The 18,303-nt window shown below is 71.6% G+C and carries 16 protein-coding genes; 9 read left to right on the forward strand and 7 right to left on the reverse strand.

Annotated elements, in window-relative coordinates; genetic code table 11:
- The first annotated feature begins 120 nt into the window (after window positions 1-120).
- Entirely contained in the window at window positions 121-1,371 is a 1,251-nt protein-coding gene (locus BLT99_RS13500; protein WP_092673470.1) for an ROK family protein, read from the forward strand.
- Window positions 1,372-1,473: 102 nt separating this feature from the next.
- Complete coding sequence (locus BLT99_RS13505) at window positions 1,474-2,310, forward strand: alpha/beta fold hydrolase (protein WP_092673473.1); 837 nt, start codon at window positions 1,474-1,476, stop codon at window positions 2,308-2,310.
- Between the two features lie 16 nt (window positions 2,311-2,326).
- Here BLT99_RS13505 and ddaH read toward each other — a convergent pair whose 3' ends face one another.
- Window positions 2,327-3,208, reverse strand: coding sequence for a dimethylargininase (gene ddaH / locus BLT99_RS13510; RefSeq protein WP_092673475.1), 882 nt, complete (start codon window positions 3,206-3,208; stop codon window positions 2,327-2,329).
- A gap of 187 nt (window positions 3,209-3,395) precedes the next feature.
- On the opposite strand from ddaH, the gene BLT99_RS13515 reads away from it, so the two are divergent.
- Together BLT99_RS13515 and BLT99_RS13520 are read left to right on the forward strand one after the other, a co-directional pair.
- On the forward strand, window positions 3,396-4,301 hold the full coding sequence (locus BLT99_RS13515; RefSeq protein ID WP_133988383.1) for a hypothetical protein: 906 nt from the start codon (window positions 3,396-3,398) through the stop codon (window positions 4,299-4,301).
- A 107-nt stretch (window positions 4,302-4,408) separates the two neighbouring features.
- Entirely contained in the window at window positions 4,409-5,170 is a 762-nt protein-coding gene (locus BLT99_RS13520; RefSeq protein WP_092673480.1) for a hypothetical protein, read from the forward strand.
- 6 nt (window positions 5,171-5,176) lie between these two features.
- Here the strand turns inward: BLT99_RS13520 and BLT99_RS13525 are convergent, their stop codons facing one another.
- On the reverse strand, window positions 5,177-6,013 hold the full coding sequence (locus tag BLT99_RS13525; protein WP_092673483.1) for an LLM class F420-dependent oxidoreductase: 837 nt from the start codon (window positions 6,011-6,013) through the stop codon (window positions 5,177-5,179).
- 188 nt (window positions 6,014-6,201) lie between these two features.
- Between BLT99_RS13525 and BLT99_RS13530 the strand changes: the two genes are divergently transcribed.
- Together BLT99_RS13530 and BLT99_RS13535 are read left to right on the forward strand one after the other, a co-directional pair.
- On the forward strand, window positions 6,202-6,639 hold the full coding sequence (locus BLT99_RS13530) for an Lrp/AsnC family transcriptional regulator (protein ID WP_092673486.1): 438 nt from the start codon (window positions 6,202-6,204) through the stop codon (window positions 6,637-6,639).
- Window positions 6,640-6,656: 17 nt separating this feature from the next.
- Window positions 6,657-7,016 (forward strand): GntR family transcriptional regulator, encoded by a 360-nt coding sequence (locus BLT99_RS13535; protein ID WP_092676362.1) that lies wholly within the window; start codon window positions 6,657-6,659, stop codon window positions 7,014-7,016.
- Window positions 7,017-7,040: 24 nt separating this feature from the next.
- Here the strand turns inward: BLT99_RS13535 and BLT99_RS13540 are convergent, their stop codons facing one another.
- Window positions 7,041-8,246, reverse strand: a complete 1,206-nt coding sequence (locus BLT99_RS13540; protein WP_092673489.1) for a RimK family alpha-L-glutamate ligase — start codon at window positions 8,244-8,246, stop codon at window positions 7,041-7,043.
- Window positions 8,247-8,273: 27 nt separating this feature from the next.
- Here BLT99_RS13540 and BLT99_RS13545 point away from each other — a divergent pair, with 27 nt between their 5' ends.
- Entirely contained in the window at window positions 8,274-8,753 is a 480-nt protein-coding gene (locus BLT99_RS13545; protein WP_092676366.1) for an ATP-dependent zinc protease family protein, read from the forward strand.
- 19 nt (window positions 8,754-8,772) lie between these two features.
- Here the strand turns inward: BLT99_RS13545 and BLT99_RS13550 are convergent, their stop codons facing one another.
- The 3 genes from BLT99_RS13550 to BLT99_RS13560 form a co-directional block, all read right to left on the reverse strand.
- Window positions 8,773-10,011: an arginine deiminase gene (locus BLT99_RS13550; RefSeq protein WP_092673492.1), complete on the reverse strand. Its 1,239-nt coding sequence runs from the start codon at window positions 10,009-10,011 to the stop codon at window positions 8,773-8,775.
- 43 nt (window positions 10,012-10,054) lie between these two features.
- On the reverse strand, window positions 10,055-11,518 hold the full coding sequence (locus BLT99_RS13555) for a basic amino acid/polyamine antiporter (protein WP_092673495.1): 1,464 nt from the start codon (window positions 11,516-11,518) through the stop codon (window positions 10,055-10,057).
- Between the two features lie 112 nt (window positions 11,519-11,630).
- Complete coding sequence (locus BLT99_RS13560) at window positions 11,631-12,572, reverse strand: 1-phosphofructokinase family hexose kinase (protein ID WP_092673498.1); 942 nt, start codon at window positions 12,570-12,572, stop codon at window positions 11,631-11,633.
- Between the two features lie 132 nt (window positions 12,573-12,704).
- Here BLT99_RS13560 and BLT99_RS13565 point away from each other — a divergent pair, with 132 nt between their 5' ends.
- The gene (locus tag BLT99_RS13565; RefSeq protein WP_092673501.1) at window positions 12,705-13,358 is read left to right on the forward strand and encodes a DUF6226 family protein; all 654 of its coding nucleotides are present in this window, start codon (window positions 12,705-12,707) and stop codon (window positions 13,356-13,358) included.
- A gap of 181 nt (window positions 13,359-13,539) precedes the next feature.
- Here BLT99_RS13565 and BLT99_RS13570 read toward each other — a convergent pair whose 3' ends face one another.
- On the reverse strand, window positions 13,540-17,250 hold the full coding sequence (locus tag BLT99_RS13570) for a bifunctional proline dehydrogenase/L-glutamate gamma-semialdehyde dehydrogenase (protein WP_092673504.1): 3,711 nt from the start codon (window positions 17,248-17,250) through the stop codon (window positions 13,540-13,542).
- 91 nt (window positions 17,251-17,341) lie between these two features.
- Between BLT99_RS13570 and BLT99_RS13575 the strand changes: the two genes are divergently transcribed.
- Entirely contained in the window at window positions 17,342-18,295 is a 954-nt protein-coding gene (locus tag BLT99_RS13575; RefSeq protein WP_092673507.1) for a LysR family transcriptional regulator, read from the forward strand.
- Window positions 18,296-18,303: the final 8 nt, after the last annotated feature.

Consider the following 18,303-nt stretch of genomic DNA (forward strand, 5'->3'; position numbering starts at 1 on the left):
TAGGTGCCGCGGCTGTGAGGCGACCATGGGTTGACGGATGGCTCGCCGGGCGTCGCGGCCGCTGACGCCCCCCGAACGGGGTGCTTTCTGCGTGGCAACCGCGGCCAGCATGCTTGCGCCATGACGCAGCCCGGCGCCCCGGCCGACTCCCACGCCCTCCCGACCGCGGCACCCGGCGCCGCACCCGTCGCGCACGTCGCGGCCGTCGTCGATCACCTGCTCGCCAAGGGGGCGGCGACCCGGTCCGAGCTCGCGTCGGCGACCGGTCTCGGCCGGACCGCGGTCTCGGCGCTCGTGCATCGCCTGGTCGAACGCGGCGTGGTGATCGAGTCGGATGGCGCGCCCGGCCCGCGCGGCGCCCGTGTCGCGCTCGCCGTGGCCGACCGCCTGATCCTCGCCGCCGGGGTCCGGGGCGACGAGGCCGTCGCAACGCTCCTCGAGCTCGACGGCGCCGAGGTCGCCCGCTACGAGGAACCCGTTGCGGTGACTGACGACGATTTCCGCGGCCCCGCTGCGGCGTCGCTCGATGCGCTCGCCGTCGTCGTCGATCGGGCGCTCGCGCGCGCCGGCCGAGACGGGCGGAGCCTGGCCACGACCGGCATCATCGTGCAGGGCGCCGTCGCCGGTTCGCCCGAGCTCGCGGTGCTCGACGATGCGTTCGGCCTCGAGCCCGCCGACGTGATCGCCGCGGTCCGCGACCGTTCCGAGCGGCTGGCCGACGTCGAGCCGGAGTTCACGGTGCCGGCGTTCCTCGTCTCCGAGCCGGCTGCCCGCGCGGTCGACGAAGCCTCCATCCGGGGTGCCGCCGTCCTGTTGCACCTCACCGGCGAGCCTCAGGTCGCTGCCGGCATCGCGATCGCCGGCGCGCCGTACCTCGGTGCGCACGGCCTCGCCGGGACCTTCGGGCACCTGCCCGTCGTACCCGACGGCGTCCGCTGCGGCTGCGGCCAGCGCGGCTGCCTCAGGACGGTCGCCTCGCCGGCCGTCCTGCTCGAGCGGGCCGAGCTCGACGACGTCGACCGGCAGTACGGGCGACGCGCCGCGCTCGACGAACTGGCCGCGCGCGTCGCTGAGGCGGAGGACCGTGCCCGGTGGGCGTGGCTGGACGCCGCCCTCTGGATCGGCCGAGCCCTCCAGGTGGTCGTGCCGTCCGTCGATCCCGACGTGATCACCGTGGGGGGATGGTGGGCACCGCTTGCCGGCGACATCGAGGCCGCGTTCCGCGACAACCGTCCGGCACTCGGGGGTGGCGCGCTGGCCTCGATCCCGCCGATCGTGGCCGCCGGCGCGGTCGTCTCGCCCGGGGCGGCCGCCGTGCGCCACGCACGCGACCGCCTCCGCTCGACGCTCGTCGCGGCGGCGATCGCCTGAACGACCCCGCACGCTCGGACGCAAGGCCTTGCCCCGTGCGGCCCCCGGTGCTGGACTGGCCGCGCACGGCACGACACCACGAACGCAGACGAGGGAATCCGCATGCCCACCATCACCGTCGGGACCGAGAACTCGGCGCCCATCGAGCTGTACTACGAGGACCATGGGACGGGACGGCCGGTGGTGCTCCTGCACGGGTATCCGCTCGACAGCCAGTCGTGGGAGAAGCAGCAGCGGGCGCTGCTCGCCGCCGGCTATCGCGTGATCGTCTACGACCGGCGCGGATTCGGCCGGTCGGGCAAGCCCACGATCGGGTACGACTGCGACACGTTCGCCGCCGACCTCAGGGCCCTGCTCGAGACGCTCGACCTGCGCGACGTCTCGCTCGTGGGCTTCTCCATGGGCACGGGCGACATCACGCGGTATTTCGGGAACTACGGCAGCGACCGGGTCGCCAAGGCCGCGTTCCTCGGCTGCCAGCAGCCGTACCTCCGTCAGACCGCCGACAATCCCGACGGAGCGGCTCCCGACTTCGACGGCCTGAAGGCGCAGGCCGAGGGCGACCGGTTCGCGTGGTTCGACGCGTACTTCGAGAACTGCTTCAACCTCGATGAGAACCTCGGGTCGCGCATCTCCGAGGCCGCCCTCCGCGGCAACTGGGCGACGGCGTCGCAGGCCTCCTGGTACGCCGCGTCGGCGTGCGTCGACGCCTGGCTCACCGACTTCCGCGGCGACATCCAGCGCATCGACGTCCCTTCGCTCATCCTCCACGGAACCGCCGACCGGATCCTGCCCATCGACGTGACGGCCAGGCGGTTCCGCGAGAGCCTGCCCTCCGCCGAGTACGTCGAGATCGAGGGTGCGCCGCACGGCATGATGTGGACGCACGCCGAGGAGGTCAACGCCGCGCTGCTGACATTCCTCGCGGCCGAAGGCTGACGGGTCTGCCCGCCCGTCAGCGACGCAGCTCGAGCGTGCAGCACTTCACGCCGCCGCCGCCCAGCAGCAGCTCGGAGAGGTCGACGCCGATCGGGTGGTAGCCCGCCTCCCTCAGCTGCTGCTCGAATCCCGTCGCGCGGGCCGCGATGACGACGTTGAGCCCGTCGCTGTACGAGTTGAGGCCCAGGACCGCGGCATCCTCCTCGGAGACCAGGATGGCGTCGGGGTAGCGCTCGCGCAGGATCGCGAGGGACGGCTCGTCGAACGCGCTCGGCAGGTAGGCGATGTGCTCCTGGCCTGCACGTGAGTCGAGCACGGCGATCGCCGTGTCCAGGTGGTAGAAGCTCGGGTTCACGAGGTTCAGCGTCACCACCTCGCGACCCGTGATGCGGGCCAGCTCGGCGTGGCTGGACGCGTCGCTGCGGAAGCCCGTGCCCGCCAGGATCACATCGCCCACGAGCAGGAAGTCGCCCTCGCCCTCGTTGACCTCGACCGGCTCGCGGACGTCGAAGCCGGCGGCGCGGAACCAGTCCATGTAGGCGGGGCCTTCGGCCGCGCGCTGTTGGTGGGTGAACTTCGCGCCGTAGGCGATGCCGTCGATGACCGTGCCGCCGTTGGCGGCGTAGACCATGTCGGGCAGGCCCTCGACCGGGTCGATGAGGTGCACGTCGAAGCCGAGTGCCACGTACGTGTCGTGGAGCGTCTGCCACTGCGCGATCGCGAGCGCGGTGTCGGTCGGCTTGGCCGGGTCCATCCACGGGTTGATCTGGTAGACGACCGTGAAGTGCTCGGGGCGGCACATCAGCACCGTCTTCTTCGACGGCGTGCGGGTGATCGCGGCGGGGCGCACGGCGGCCTCGATGGTGGTCTCGGACTGGGTCTCGGTCACAGTCGACATCTCACTCCTCATGAGGATCGGGTGGGCCGAGGACGGCGGCGCGCCGCCGGCTCGACCGGTGTGGTGTCGGCGGACCAGGTCGCTCTCTCGAGCCTCGACGACGCCGTTCGGATTGCGCCGCCGTCGAGACGCCACTCCCAGTGTGGAGCGAAACTCGCGCGCCTTCTCGGCGTAGCGCACACGATTCGTGCGCGTTCTGCGCTCCAACGCAATGGTCGGCCAGTGTGCGACCGAGCGGCCGCACAGTTTCGCCGTTCCACCGCTGCCGCTGGCCGCTCGATCGTTGCGAGCCGGCCCGTCTCGCAGTCGGCGGTGCACGTCGCGGATCCATTGCGCGGACGCGCGCCTCGGCGGATGCTGGAGCTACGGCTTGCAACAGCCGGATGAGGAACGCGGGATGTCCCGGCTCGACGAGGATCGGCTCGCACGCCTGCAGCGCGCGGCCTACGGTGCCGACGCGTCCGATCAGGCGCGAGCGGCGGCCGCGACCGAGCTCGCCGCACTGCGACGCGCGAGCGGGCGGGCGGGGGCGACCGAGGGCGTTGTCGAACGGCCGGTGGAGCCGACGGCGGACCCGACGCCGACCGCTCGGTCGGGCGCTCCTGCGGCGCCCTCGACCGCCCCCTCGGCCTCGGCGCGGCACCGGCGGACCGCCTCGGCCGTCTTGCTTCTGGCCGGCGTGGCGATCGGGTGGGCATTCGGCACCGTGGGCGGACTGGTCGCGACCTCGAGGACGGTGCCCGCCGCGCAGACCGAGGCCTGGCGGGTGTTCGAACTTCCCCCGCTGAACGGCCATCCCGCCCGCTTCCCACAGCCGGACGTCGAGCTCGTTCTCGACCTGGACAGCCGCCGCGTCCTCGCTTCGCGCTGGGACGGCCTCCGCGTGACCGCCGTGCGAACCGTCGACGGCCGGGATGCGTGTCTCGTGCTCGTGGCACCGTTGGCGCCTCCCGCGTCGGCCTGCACGGTGGACGGCCGCTTCCCGGTCGCGGGCCTGGTGGCCGAGACCGAGACGACGGGAACGGGCGCGTACAGCGCAACCTGGGATGTGAGCGGTCGAGTGTCGATCGCCCCAGCGGTCCCGGCCGAATGAGGTACTGACCCCGCTCCTCGCATGCAGCGGCTTGCCCGCTCCGGGGGGTTCGGGCAGGCTGGGCGCAGCCCCGACCTGCCCTACGCCGGCCCAGCGAGGAGATCCGGATGTCGAACGCCGAACGCATCGCCGAACTCCAGCGCGTCGTGTACGGCGCCGGCGCGTCCGACGATGAACGCGCGGCCGCGGTCGATGAGCTCGAGGGCCTTCGCCCTGCGCTTTCCCGTGCCGAGGCGGCCGACTCGCGCTCGGCGGGCGCTGCCCCCGACGTGGAGACGACAACGGTCGGCTCCCCTACCGCCGACCCGAACCCGGACCTCGACGCCGATGCCGAAGATCTCGCGGGCTCGCGGTCTACCACCCTCCAATGGGCCGCACTCGCGGGCGCCGTCGCTCTGGCCGTCGGCGTCGGGATCGGATGGCTCTTCGGAGTGCAGACGGCGGCGACGCTCACCCCCGGCGCCGCGCCCGCCGCCGCACCCGATGACGACGTGACGTTCGAGCTCGCACCCGCGCAGCCCGCCGAGCCGACCTCGCTCGAGGATGCGCCCGCCATGGCCGTCTTCGAGCGGGCCCAGGTCCCGGAGGACCTCCCGAGTTCCACCCATCCCGAGATCGACCCGTCGTCCTACCGCCGGATCGCCACCCTTCCCGACGGGGCCTCCGTCCACGCCGCCCACCAGGACGATGCCAACCAGATCTGCCTGCACGTCGAACGACCTGACCACGGAGCAAGCTCGATGTGCATGGCCGAGCGCGACTTCGCCACCGACGGCATGACCCTCGACAGCGAGATCGGCGGAATGTCCTACCGCATCTCGTGGCAGCCCTCGGGAGCGTTGAGCCTGAGCAGCAGCCCCGCGAACTGACCCGCGTCAGGCGGCGGCGCCGACCCCCGCCTCGCGGTTCTTCCGGTCGCGCCAGGCGAGCCAGTGCCGCACCGGGGTGTCGTCGTAGTGCGGGCCGGACAGGCCGAGGGTGAACAGACGCACGCCGGCGGCGTACAGGGCGTCGGCGTGCCCGTCGTCGAGCGAGCCGCGCGACAGCTCGTTCGAGATCGTGATGCCCGAGACATCCCGGCCGACCTTCTCACCCCAGCGAGCGAGGACGTCGAGCTTGTGCTGGAGGTCGCCCGGCGCGACGAACGAGTGCCAGATGTCGGCGTGCTCGGCGACCAGCCGCAGGGTCTTCTGCTCACCCTTGCCCCCGATCATGATCGGGATCCCTCGTGTCGGCGCCGGGTTGAGCTTCGCCCAGCGGGCCTTGACGCGCGGCAGCGCCTCAGCCAGGTCGTCGAGTCGCGAGCCGACCGTGCCGAACTCGTAGCCGTACTCGTCGTAGTCGCGCTCGAACCAGCCGGAGCCCGTGCCGAAGATGAACCGGCCGGTGTCGCCGCCCTTGGCGCTGATGTGGTCGAGCGTTCGGGCCATGTCGGCCTGCAGGTCGGCGTTGCGGTACGAGTTGCAGTTCACGAGCGTGCCGAACTCGACGCGCTCGGTCTGCTCGGCCCACGCGCCGAGCATCGTCCAGGCCTCGAAGTGCAGTCCCTCGCGGTCGCCCGAGAGCGGGAAGAAGTGGTCCCAGTTGAAGACGACGTCGACGCCGAGGTCCTCCATACGGAGCACGGCGTCACGGATCTGGGTGTAGTTCGCGTGCTGGGGCTGCAGCTGCACGCCGAGGCGCGCGGGTGCGTTCGTGGGGTTCGGGGTCATGCGTCGAGCGTAGGCACAGCGGCGAACGGTTTCGGAGGGGTTGCGTTGCGCCCAACGCGAACGGATGCCTCGTCCCGCCCGGCTTCACGCTCTGGCCCAACGCGCGAACCATCACGGATGCGCAACGGCACGCAGGAAAGCGGCGTCCTTGCGTACCGCGACGCAACGATCGGTCGTACACTCGGCGCATGGACAACCTGGACCGGGCCATCCTCGACCTGCTCCGACAGAACGCGCGCGCCGGGTACGGCGATATCGGCTCCTCGGTGGGGTTGTCCGCGTCGGCGGTGAAGCGGCGCGTCGACAAGCTCGTCGCCGACGGGGTCATCAAGGCGTTCACCATCCAGGTCGATCCGGCCGTCGACGGCATGAGCACGGAGGCCTACGTCGAGCTGTTCTGCCGCGGCACGGTGGCGCCCGACGAGTTGCAGCGCATCCTGCAGGGCGTCCCCGAGGTGGTGTACGCCGGAACCGTGACGGGCAGCGCCGACGCGATCGTGCACATGCGGGCCCGCGACATCACCTCGCTCGAGGACGCGCTCGAACGCGTGCGCATCGCGCCGAACGTCGACCACACGCGCAGCGCGATCGTGCTCTCGCGCCTCGTCAACCGCAACCGCGATTGATCGCGGTCGGGCACGCCATGCGCTTCACCGTCGAGGCCGGCTCCACGACGCCGCCGTACGAGCAGCTGCGCATGCAGGTCGTCGACGCCGTCCGCGACGGTCGGCTCGCCGCCGGCGCCAAGCTGCCGACCGTCCGAGCGCTCGCCGAAGAGCTCGGGCTCGCGGTCAACACGGTCGCCCGGGCGTACCGCGAGCTCGAGGCCGACGGGGTCGTCGAGGGCCGAGGCCGGAACGGCACGTTCGTGCGCGCGACCGGCGACCCCGTCGAGCAGGCGCTGCAGGCCGCGGCATCCGCGTACGCCGACGCGGTCGCGAGGTTGTCGGTGCCGACGGATGCCGCGGTGCAGGCCGTCGAGCGGGCACTCGGCGCCCGCTGACTCGCAGAGACCAGCGCGGCGACGCTAGCCGGCGACCTCGACCGGGGCCGGGATCGGCTCCTTCGGCAGCCGGCGCACCTTCTGCCGCCGGCGGCGGCGCTCGGGGATCATCGAGCGCATCTCCTCGAGCTTGCCGAAGCAGAGCAGGCGGTCCTCGGCCTCGAGCACGACGCCCTTGCGCGGATTCGGGATGACGCTCGTGCCGCGGTGCAGCGTGAGCACGGTGATGTCGCGGTCCCACAGCCCCGAGTCGCCGAGCGTCTTGCCGACGAGGTCGGCGGCACCGTGGACGAGCAGCTCGGCGACGCCGTACCCGGTCGACACCGTGAGACGTTGGCGCACATCGATCTCGGGGAAGGCGACCTGGTTGGCGATGTAGTCGATGATGGCGCCCGCGACATCCAGGTTCGTCGCCGTCTCGATGCCCTGCAGGCCCGGCGACGAGTTCACCTCCATCACGAGCGGCCCCTCGTTGCCCTCGAGCATGTCGACGCCCGCGACCTTGAGTCCCATGATCTGCGCCGATCGCACGGCCGCCTGCTCGTACTCGGCCGACAGCGCGACGGGCTCGACGGTGCCGCCGCGGTGCACGTTCGAGCGGAACTCGTCGCCGCTCGCGACGCGCCGCATCGCCGCGACCACGCGGTCGCCGACGACGAGGGCACGGATGTCGCGGCCGCGGCTCTCGCCGATGAAGCGCTGGATCAGCACGTTCTGCTTGGTCGAGTGCAGCGTTTCGATGATCGCCTCGGCGACCTTGACCTCTGGCGCGAGGATGACGCCGATGCCCTGCGTGCCCTCGAGCAGCTTGATCACGACGGGCGCCCCGCCGACGCGCTCGATCGCCGGGCGCAGGTCGGCGCGGTTGCGCACGAACGTCGTGGCGGGCATGCCGATGCCGTGCCGCGAGAGGATCTGCGTCGCGCGGAGCTTGTCGCGCGCGTTCGTGATGCCGTTCGCGGTGTTCGGCGTGTAGACGTCCATCTGCTCGAACTGGCGCACCACGGCCGTGCCGAAGTACGTGATCGAGTTGCCGATGCGCGGCAGGACGGCGTCGTAGTCGGACAGCGGGCGACCACGGTACTGGAGGTCGGGTTCGGGACCCGAGAGGTCGATGCCGAAGCGGAGGGTGTTCAGGACCTTGACGTCGTGGCCGCGCTGCTGCGCTGCAGCACGGAGACGCTGGGTCGAGTAGGCCTGGGGGGCGCGCGACAGGATCGCGAGTTTCATTCGAGAGTCCCTGCGAAGATGGTTCGGATGACAGAGCCCACCCATTCAAGCACCATCGCCGGATGGCGCGAATGGGTGCGTCTCCCCCAGGCCGAGATCGACTGGATCAAGGCCAAGCTCGACACCGGTGCCCGCTCGTCGGCGCTCCACGCGTTCGACGTCGAGGAGTTCGAGCGGGACGGCTCGTCGTGGGTGCGGTTCGGCATCCACCCCTGGCAGGACACCGACATCGACGCGGCGACCGTCGAGCTTCCGGTGCACGATCGCCGCGTCATCCGCAGCTCGACGGGGCATACGCAGGAGCGGCTGGTCGTGCTCATGGACGTCGTGCTGCTCGGTCGCGCGGTGACCGCCGAGGTGACGCTCACCAATCGCGACGAGATGGGGTTCCGCATGCTGGTCGGCCGCGAGGCGCTGCGGAACGGGTTCCTCGTCGATGCCGGGCGTTCCTTCGTGGGCGGGCGCGCGCCCCGACCCATCCGCCGTCGCAACCGCGGGCGCGCCTGAGTCGATCGGCTCGACGGGGCTAGTAGTCCACCGGGTCCCGGGAGATCGGGCACGTCATGCAGTGGCCGCCGCCACGCCCGCGACCGAGCTCGGCGCCGACGATCTCGATCACCTCGACGCCGGCGTTCCTGAGCAGCTCGTTGGTGTAGGTGTTCCGGTCGTAGGTGAAGACGACGCCCGGCTCGACGGCCACCGCGTTGTTGCCGCTGTCCCATTGCTGGCGCTCGCCCGCGTACCATCCGCCGCCGGGTTCGACCGCCCTCAGCCGCGGGAGGCCCAGCGACTCGGCGACCACGTCGATGAACGCGGCCTTCTCCTCGGTGACCTCCACTCCACCGGCGTCCGCGGCACGGAGCGAGAACGTGCTGATGCCGTCGACGATGTCGGGGTAGTAGGTGACGAGGTCGCGGTCGGCGAAGGTGAACACCGTGTCGAGGTGCATCGCCGCGCGCAGCTTCGGCATGCCCGCGACGACCACCCGCTCGGCCGCGCCCGCCGCGAAGAGCCGCTCGGACAGCTGGGTGATCGCGTGGCGGGACGTCCGTTCGCTCATCCCGATGAGCACCACGCCGTTGCCGACCGGCATGACGTCGCCGCCCTCGAGCGTGGCCTGGCCCCAGTCGAGCTCGGGGTCGCCCCACCAGATCGTGTTGCCCGTGTAGTCCGGGTGGAACTCGTAGATCGACTTCATCAGGAGGGTCTCGTCGTGCCGCGCGGGCCAGTAGAGCGGGTTCAGCGTGAGGCCGCCGTAGATCCAGCACGTCGTGTCGCGCGTGTAGATCGTGTTGGGCAGCGGCGGCATGAGGTACTCGGTGACGCCGGCGGACTCGCGGACGAGCGCCAGGTGGCCCGAGCGGAACTCGGTCGGGAGGTCGCGCGTCGAGAGTCCTCCGATGAGGTGCTCGACCAGCGCGGCGTGATCGAGCGTGTCGAGGAACGCCCGGGTGTCGTGCACCAGTCCGCTGCCGACCTCGTTCGCAGTGATCTTGCGATCGAGCAGCCACGCCCGGGCTCCGGGCACGGCGAGGGTCTCGGCCAGGAGGTCGTGGAGCTCCACGACCTCGACGCCGCGGTCCTGGAGCTTCCGGACGAAGTCGGCGTGGTCGCGCTGCGCGTTCTGCACCCACAGCACGTCGTCGAACAACAGCGCGTCGCTGTTGCTCGGCGTGAGGCGCTCGTGGCCGAGGCCGGGCCGGCACACGAGCACCTTGTTCAGCCGGCCGACCTCGGAGTGGACTCCGTACGCGATGTCACCCATGGGAGGCTCCCTTCTGCCGCGCCGTCGACGCGGTCGACGCTGGTCAGATCTGCACGGTTCCCGTGGCGAGCAGGACGACGCCGACGACCGCAAAGGCCACGACGACGATGAAGATCACGAGCCCGGTCCGCGTGAACACCCGGGCGCCCTGCTGCCGCCGCGCCATGATGTAGAGGACGGTCGCCGGGGCGAGCAGGATGCACGCGAGGAACAGGAAGACGTACCCGGCCGCCCACACGAGGAAGAGCGTGTACAGCGTCGAGATCGCCGCGATGACGAGCTCGCGAGTGCGTCGGCCGGGCTCTGTTCCGGCGTACCCGTCGCCCTGCACCGCGATCTTCACCGCGTACGCGCTCGCGAGCGCGTACGGGGCGAGCGCGAGCGCCGCCGTGAGATCGAGCGTGAAGTCGAGCGCATCGCTCACGAACTGCACGGCGAAGAGGATGACGGTGACCAGGATCGAGGTCCAGAGCACCGCCTGTTCCGGGACGTCGCGTGCGTTGAGGCGCGCGAACCGACGCGGCAGGTCGTTGTCGCGTGCGGCCGCGAAGACGACGTCGGCGGCGAGGAGCTGCCACGCGAGGTAGGCCCCGAGCACCGAGATGATGAGGCCGATGCGGATGAGGACCCCGCCCCACGGGCCGACCGCCGCCTCGAGCACACCGCCGACCGAGGGTTGCGGCAGGGCAGCGATCTCGTCCTTGGGGAGGATGCCGTACGAGAGGATCGAGATGGACGCGAACAGCGCGAGGACCGACAGGAACCCCAGCACGGTCGCCTTTCCGACATCCTCGCGCTTGCGCGCGTGCCGCGAGTACACGCTCGCTCCCTCGATGCCGAGGAAGACGAACACCGTGATGAGCATCGTGCCCTGCACCTGCAGGAACAGCGAGTCGCCGCCGGGAACGTCGGCACCGCCGCTCAGGTTGCCGACGAAGACGTCCCAGTCGAGGAAGAAGATCACGAGGACCAGGAAGAGCGCGAGTGGGACGAGCTTCGCGACGGTCACGACGAAGTTGATGCCGGCGGCCTCCTTCACCCCGCGTCGGATCAGGAGGAAGAATCCCCAGACGGCCGCGACGGAGATGAAGAACGCCGGCCACGTGTCGCCCTGCCCGAGGACGGGCTCCAGCCCGGGGAAGAGCTGCGACAGGGTCGTCATGATGAGGACCCAGTAGAACGCGTTCCCAGCGCACGCCGACGCCCAGAAGCCGACCGCGGAGAGGAAGCCGGGGTACAGGCCGAAGCCCTCGCGCGCGTAGACGTAGACGCCGTTGTCGAGCTCGGGCTTGCGCACGGCGAGCGTCTGGAAGACGAGCGCCAAGGTGAGCATGCCGAGTCCCGCGATCGACCAGGCGATGAGGGCGCCGTACACGCCCGTCTCGCCGGCGAAGCGTGCGGGAAGCTGGAACACACCCGCGCCGACCATCGAGCCGACCACCATGCCGGTCAGCGCAGGGAGGCTCAGCTTGGACGTGGTCTGCTGCTGATCGGCCGTCGTCGACATCCATCGACCCCCTGCTCGGTTCCCCCGAATGACGAACAGTCCCGGACCCGGCGGTCCGCCTCCGTGTCTAGCGCATCCTCGGCGCGCGCGGCAAGCGTTCGGTCTCCCCCGATCAGGACGAGAGCTGCGCTTCCAGCCCCTCCACGTCCTCGGCACGGCACAGCTCGGTCGCGGGCAGCATCGCGGTCGCGCTCCCGGCGGCCACTGCCGTCCGGAACGCGTCGGCGAGCGACCGCCCCTCCGCGAGCCGCAGCACGAGGGCGGCGAGGAACGCGTCACCCGCGCCGACCGCGCTGGCGACCTCGACCCGCGGCGTGGGCAGGCGCAGCACCTCGTCGGCGGTGACGAGGACCGCCCCGGCACCCCCGAGCGTCAACGCGACCACCGCCGACCGCCCGGCTGCGACGATCGCGCGTGCGGCGTCGACCTGCTCGTCGAGCCCGAGGTCGGCGTCGGCGCCGATCAGCCCCGCGAGCTCGTCGCGGCTCGGCTTGATGAGGTAGACGCCCTCGTCGAGTGCCGCCATGAGCGCAGGCCCCGAGGCATCCACCACGACCTTCACGTCGTGCTCGGCGGCGATGCGCGCCAGTCGCGCGTAGAAGTCGACGGGCACGCCCGGCGGCAGGCTGCCGCTCGCGACGAGGAACCCGCCGACCGGCAGGTGGTCGCCGACGACCGACATGCACGCGCGCCACTCCGGCTCCCGCAGCGTCGGACCCTGCAGCACGAACCGGTACTGCTCACCCGTCGAGGTCTCGTCGACCGTGAAGCTCTCGCGGGTGGCGCCCGCGATGGTGACGACGCGGCCGACGATTCCCGCGTGTTCGAGGAACCCGCGATACGCCTGCCCCGTCGGCCCGCCGAGCGGGTAGATCGCGACCGAGTGGCCGCCGAGGTTCCGGATGGCGCGGCTCACGTTGACCCCGCCCCCGCCGGGGTCGAACCGGCTCGGCCCGCAGCGCATCTTGTGCTCGGGAACGACGCGGTCGATGGTGCTCGACACGTCGAGTGCCGGGTTCATGGTCAGCGTGACGATCGGTGCGTGCACGGACATGGCACGAGCCTATGGTCGGGCCGTCCGCCGGGGCGATACTGGGGGCATCCCGCACCCGCAGGAGGATCGATGACCGACCAGGACCCGACCGAGGGCGAGTTCCACATCGTCGAGCACCCGATCGGCTGACGCATGGACGGCTATCTCCGACCGCCGATCGAGTCGCCGGTCTTCCACGACGAGGATGGCGCGCCCATCCCGTACGGCCGTCGGTGGGACGGCGGCGATCCGACGCCCGAGTCGTACTCGCGGACGAGCCACCTCGATCGATTCCTCCCGCTGCACGACGTTGCAGAGGCGCTCATCGCCCACCTCGTCGAGCACTACGCGGTCGGAGTCGATGACGACCTCGGCGCGGCATCGGACCTGATCCATCCTCGCGACGATGTCGTTCGGGCCATTCGGCTCACCCCGGCGGATGCCGCGGCCGCGCCGCTCACGTTCGTCTTCACCTCGTTCCCGTCGGTGATCCTGCACGCCGGAGCGCTGCACGACTTCCTCTTCCCTGTATGTGGATGCGACGCGTGCGATGAGGGCGTGGAGTACCTCGCCGACGAGCTGGAGTGGCACGTGCAGGCCGTGGTGGACGGCGGCTATCGCGAACAGGTCGTTCCGTCGAGCGGGCATGGCGTGGCGTTCTCGTTGTCGGTGCCGGGCGTCGGCAGCCAGTCGGGCTCTGCGCGGGCCGACGACCTGCCGCGCGAGGCGGTCGCCGCCGCGCTCGCGGCGCTGCCGCCCGGCGGGATGTGGGCACCCTGGCCCCGTCGCCCGGCGCCCATCTCCTGAGCGTCGTCTGGCACGCGTGGCGAGGTCGTCTACGTGCTCGTGCCAGCGCGGCCTCATGTGAGGCGCGCTTCACATGAGCCGATGGGAAACGGTCGCCCGCTACGGATGGCCCAGGGGGCGCGGACGAGAAGGGCGGCCGCTCACGCGACCGCCCCTCGTGGCATCCGATGACCCGTCGGCCCTAGATGACGCCCTCGGAGATCGTCGTCGGGTTGCCGAAGCGGTGGTTGGTGATCGACACCGCCTGCTCGTGCAGGAACGGCAGCAGCTCCACGCGGCCCGACGGGGTGACCGGGTGCGACCACACGGCGAGGTCGGGCGTGCCGCCCGTCGCCTCGGCGAGCGCCGAGGCGGAACCGCCGACGAGGCGGACGCGACCGGTGATCTCCCCCTTGCGCGCGCGGTCGAGCCACCCGGCATCGCCCTCTCGCACCACGCGGATCTCGCGCGCGGCGAGCAGGGCGCGGACGCCCTTCGGCAGCTCGTGCGCGGTCGAGACCGACAGCTTCGACTTGGCGAGCAGGCCGGCCGCGATGACCCGGAGGCCGTCGGCGAGCGTCGCGTCCTCGCCGACGCGGATGGTGACCGCCGTCGGGAGGTAGCGGAACAGGTTGCGCTCGACGCCGAGGCCCGAGACGTCCTTGACCGTGCCGTACTCCTCGGCCCACGCGACCTCGTCCGACAGCGCGGAGCGGCGGAGCACCTCGAACGACTCGTAGTCGAGCGACGGCTGCGACGCCTCGATGAGCTCGGTGACGCGCTGCTCGAGGCCGCGCAGGTGCAGCGAGCGGCTCGGCTCGTCGTGCACGGGCTCCCAGTCGCCGAGGCCGAACAGGTAGTTCGGGCCGCCGGCCTTCGCGCCGGCGCCGACCGCCGAGCGCTTCCAGCCGCCGAACGGCTGGCGCTGCACGATCGCGCCCGTGATGCCGCGGTTGACGTACAGGTTGCCGGCCTCGACGTTCGCCAGCCAGGTCGCGAGCTCGTCGGAGTCGAGCGAGTGCAGGCCCGCGGTGAGGCCGTAGTCGACCGCGTTCTGGAAGCGGATGGCCTCGTCGAGGTCCTTCGCGTGCATGACGCCCAGCACCGGGCCGAAGAACTCGGTGAGGTGGAAGTACGAGCCGGGCTTCACGTTCGCGCGGATGCCGGGCGACCAGAGCCGGCCGGTCGAGTCGAGCTGCCGCGGCTCGACGAGCCACTCCTCGTCGGCGCCGAGCGTCGTGAGCGCGTGCAGCAGCTTGCCGTCGGCGGGCTCGACGATCGGTCCCATCTGGCTCGAGGGGTGCTCGGGCCAGCCCACACGCAGTGACGTCGCGGCATCCACCAGCTGGCGACGGAACCGCTCGGACTTCGCGACCGAGCCGACGAGGATCACGAGGGACGCGGCGGAGCACTTCTGGCCGGCGTGGCCGAACGCGCTCTTGACGACATCGGATGCCGCGAGGTCGAGGTCGGCCGACGGCGTCACGATGATGGCGTTCTTGCCGCTGGTCTCGGCGAGCAGCGGCAGGTCCTGGCGGAACGACCGGAACAGCTCGGCTGTCTCGTACGCTCCGGTGAGGATGACGCGGTCGACCTTCTCGTCGGAGACGAGCTTCGTACCCAGGTCACGCGAGCCGAGGTCGACGAGCGCGAGCAGGTCCTTCGGGATGCCCGCCTCCCACAGCGCCTCGACCATGATCGCGCCAGAGCGCTGCGAGAGCTTCGCGGGCTTGATGATCACGCCCGAGCCCGCGGCGAGCGCGGCGAGCACGCCGCCGGCGGGGATCGCGACCGGGAAGTTCCACGGCGGCGTCACGACGGTGAGCTTCGACGGGACGAAGCGCGCGCCCTGGACTCGGTCGAGCTCGCGGGCCCGCTCGGCGTAGTAGTGGGCGAAGTCGATCGCCTCGCTGATCTCGGGGTCCGCCTCGGCGATGGTCTTCCCGGTCTCGACGGCCATGACCTCGATGAGGCGGTCGCGGTTCGCGGCGAGCGCGAGGCCGGCGCGGTGCAGCACGGCGGCGCGCTCGTCGCCCGACAGCGCGCCCCACTCGGTGCCGCGCGCGACGACCGCCGTCATGAGCTGCTCGAGCTCGTCGACGGTCTCGATGCGGTTCGCCTTCAGGGTGTCGATTCCGAGCGTCGAGCCGGGCACGCGCTCGAGGATGCGACGGCCCCAGTCGCGGTTCGCGGCGAGCGCGGGGTCGGTGTCGGGCTCGTTGCGGAAGCCGGGCGTGACGCCGGGGCCGGTGAGGCCGGATGCCGCGGCGGCCGCGTCATCCATCAGCTCGCCGTCGAGCGCCGAGCCGCGCGTGATGCCCAGCACGACGCTGGTGAGCGATCCCTCGTGCTCCTCCCCCGGCGCGGGGGCGGCGACGGGCGAGGAGGCTCCGGCGGTGCCGGGCTCGGTCCACTCCGTGCGGCGGTTCTGCGTGCGGTTCGGGCCCGGTGCCGCGACATCCGCCCCGGACGTCTCGGCCTCGAGCGCGGCGAGCGAGCGCAGGTAGCGGTCTCGCTCGCGCTCGAACAGCGCTCGGTTCTCGGAGAGCTCGAACACTGCCGACATGAAGTTGTCCTGGCTCGCGTTCTCCTCCAGGCGGCGGATGAGGTACGCGATCGCGACGTCGAACTCGGACGGGTTCACGACCGGCGTGTAGAGCAGGAGACGGCCGACGTCGCCGCGCACGGCCGCGGCCTGCCCCGTCGCCATGCCGAGCAGCATCTCGAACTCGACGCCGTCCTCGACGCCGCGCTCCTTGGCGGTGAGCCACGCGTGGGCGACGTCGAACAGGTTGTGGCCCGCGACGCCGAGCTTCACGGCGTCGATGCGCTCGGGCGTCATCGACCAGTGCAGGACGCGCTTGTAGTTCGTGTCGGAGTCCTGCTTGCGGTCGTACGTCGCGAGCGGCCAGTCGTGGATCGCGGCGTCGACCTGCTCCATGGCGAGGTTCGCGCCCTTCACGACGCGCACCTTGATGGGAGCGCCGCCCGCGGCACGGCGGGCCTGCGCCCAGTCGGTGAGGTCCTGGATGGCGCCGAGCGCGTCGGGCAGGTAGGTCTGCAGCACGATGCCGGCCTCGAGCTGCTGCAGCTGCGGCTGCTCGAGGACCTTCTTGAAGACCGCGATCGTGAGGTCGAGGTCGCGGTACTCCTCCATGTCGAGGTTGATGAACTTGGCCTTGCCCGCGGCGGCGCCCTTGGCGGCCAGCTCGTACAGCGGGGTGAGCTTCGCGACGACCTTCTCGACGGCCTCGTCGAACGACCACATCGAGAGCTGGCTGACGACGCTCGAGACCTTGATCGAGACGTAGTCGACGTCGTCGCGAGCGAGGAAGTCGTAGGTGCCCTTCAGGCGGCGGTCGGCCTCGTGCTCACCGAGCACGGCCTCGCCGAGGAGGTTGAGGTTCAGCCGGTTGCCCGACTCGCGAAGCTTCGCGATCGCGGGACCGAGCTTCGCGGGCGTGGCGTCGAGCACGAGGTGGCCGACCATGGCGCGCAGCACGCGGCGGGCGATCGGGATGACGAGCCAGGGGAACGTCGGTGCCATCGCACCGCCGAGCCGGATCGCGGCCTTGAGCGGCGCGGGCAGGAACTTCGGCGTGAGCTTCGCGACCTCGGCGAGGTTGCGGCCGGCGACGCCGAGGTCTTCGGGTCGCATGACGCCGTCGACGAAGCCCACCGTGAACGCGAGCCCGTTCGGGTCCTTGAGCACGCCCGCGAGCCGCTGCGCCGCGGGGTCGACGGGGTGCTGGGCGCTCTCGGCGAGCCAGCGCTCGACGAGCGCGACGACGTGGTCGGTGCTCGGCACGGTCTCGGGAAGCAGTTCGGATGTGGTCACGACGGCGTGGTCCTTCGTCTCGGAGGGCGCGCGGGGGTCATGCGCGCCCGGCACCTCCAGTGTGCGCCCAACCATCCATTCAGTACAGCGAATGAATCCGATGCATACTGTTCGTGTTTCCCGAACATTCTCTCGGGTTCGGATGCCGCGCGGAAGGAGGCACGCCATGCTCGATGTCCGCCGACTCCGCCTGCTCGTCGAGCTCAGCCAGCGGGGCACGCTCACCGCGGTGGCCGAGGCGCTCTCGTACAGCCCGTCATCGGTGTCGCAGCAGCTGAGCCAGCTCGAGAAGGAGGTCGGCGTGCCGCTGCTCGTGCAGGTCGGCCGGCGCGTGCAGCTCACGCCCCAGGCGCAGGTGCTCGTCGGCCACGCGCAGGCCGTGCTCGAGCGGCTCGAAGAGGCCGAGGCGGATGTCGCTCGCTCCCTCACCACGGTCGGCGGCACCGTGCGCATCGCGGTGTTCCAGTCGGCCGCGCACGCCGTCGTCCCGCAGGCGCTCACGCTCCTCGCGGCCGAGCACCCGTCGCTGCGCGTCGAGATCACCGAGCGCGAGCCCGAGCTCGCGCTCTTCGACGTCGCAGCGCGCGACTTCGACCTCGTGGTCGCCGAGCAGTATCCGGGCTACACGCGTCCGCTGCATCCCGAACTCGATCGCGTGCCGCTCGCGCGCGACGCCATCCGGCTCGCGCTGCCGCCCGCCACGGATGCCGGCGGCCGAGGAGGCGCGCAGCACCGTCGCGAGACCACGTCCTCCGGGCACACGCTCGCCGCGGCATCCGCTCGCCCCTGGGTGCTCGAGCCCGAGGGCACCGCGTCGCGCGAGTGGGCCGAGCAGCTCTGCCGTCAGGCGGGCTTCGAGCCCGACGTCCGCTTCGAGACGGCCGACCTCATGGCGCACATCCGACTGATCCGGTCGGGCAACGCCGTCGGGCTGCTGCCCGACCTCGTGTGGGCCGGCGAGGCGCCGAGCGTGCAGCTCGTGCCCCTGCCGGGCGAACCCGAGCGCGAGGTGTTCTCGTCGACGCGGCAGGCGGCGGCGCGCCGGCCCGCGGTGGTGGCGGCACGCGACGCGCTGGCACGGGCGGCCGCGCGCAGCGGGCGGCCCGACCCGGTGACGTAGGGCGAGCG

The organism is Agromyces flavus (assembly GCF_900104685.1).
GTDB classification, from domain to species: domain Bacteria; phylum Actinomycetota; class Actinomycetes; order Actinomycetales; family Microbacteriaceae; genus Agromyces; species Agromyces flavus.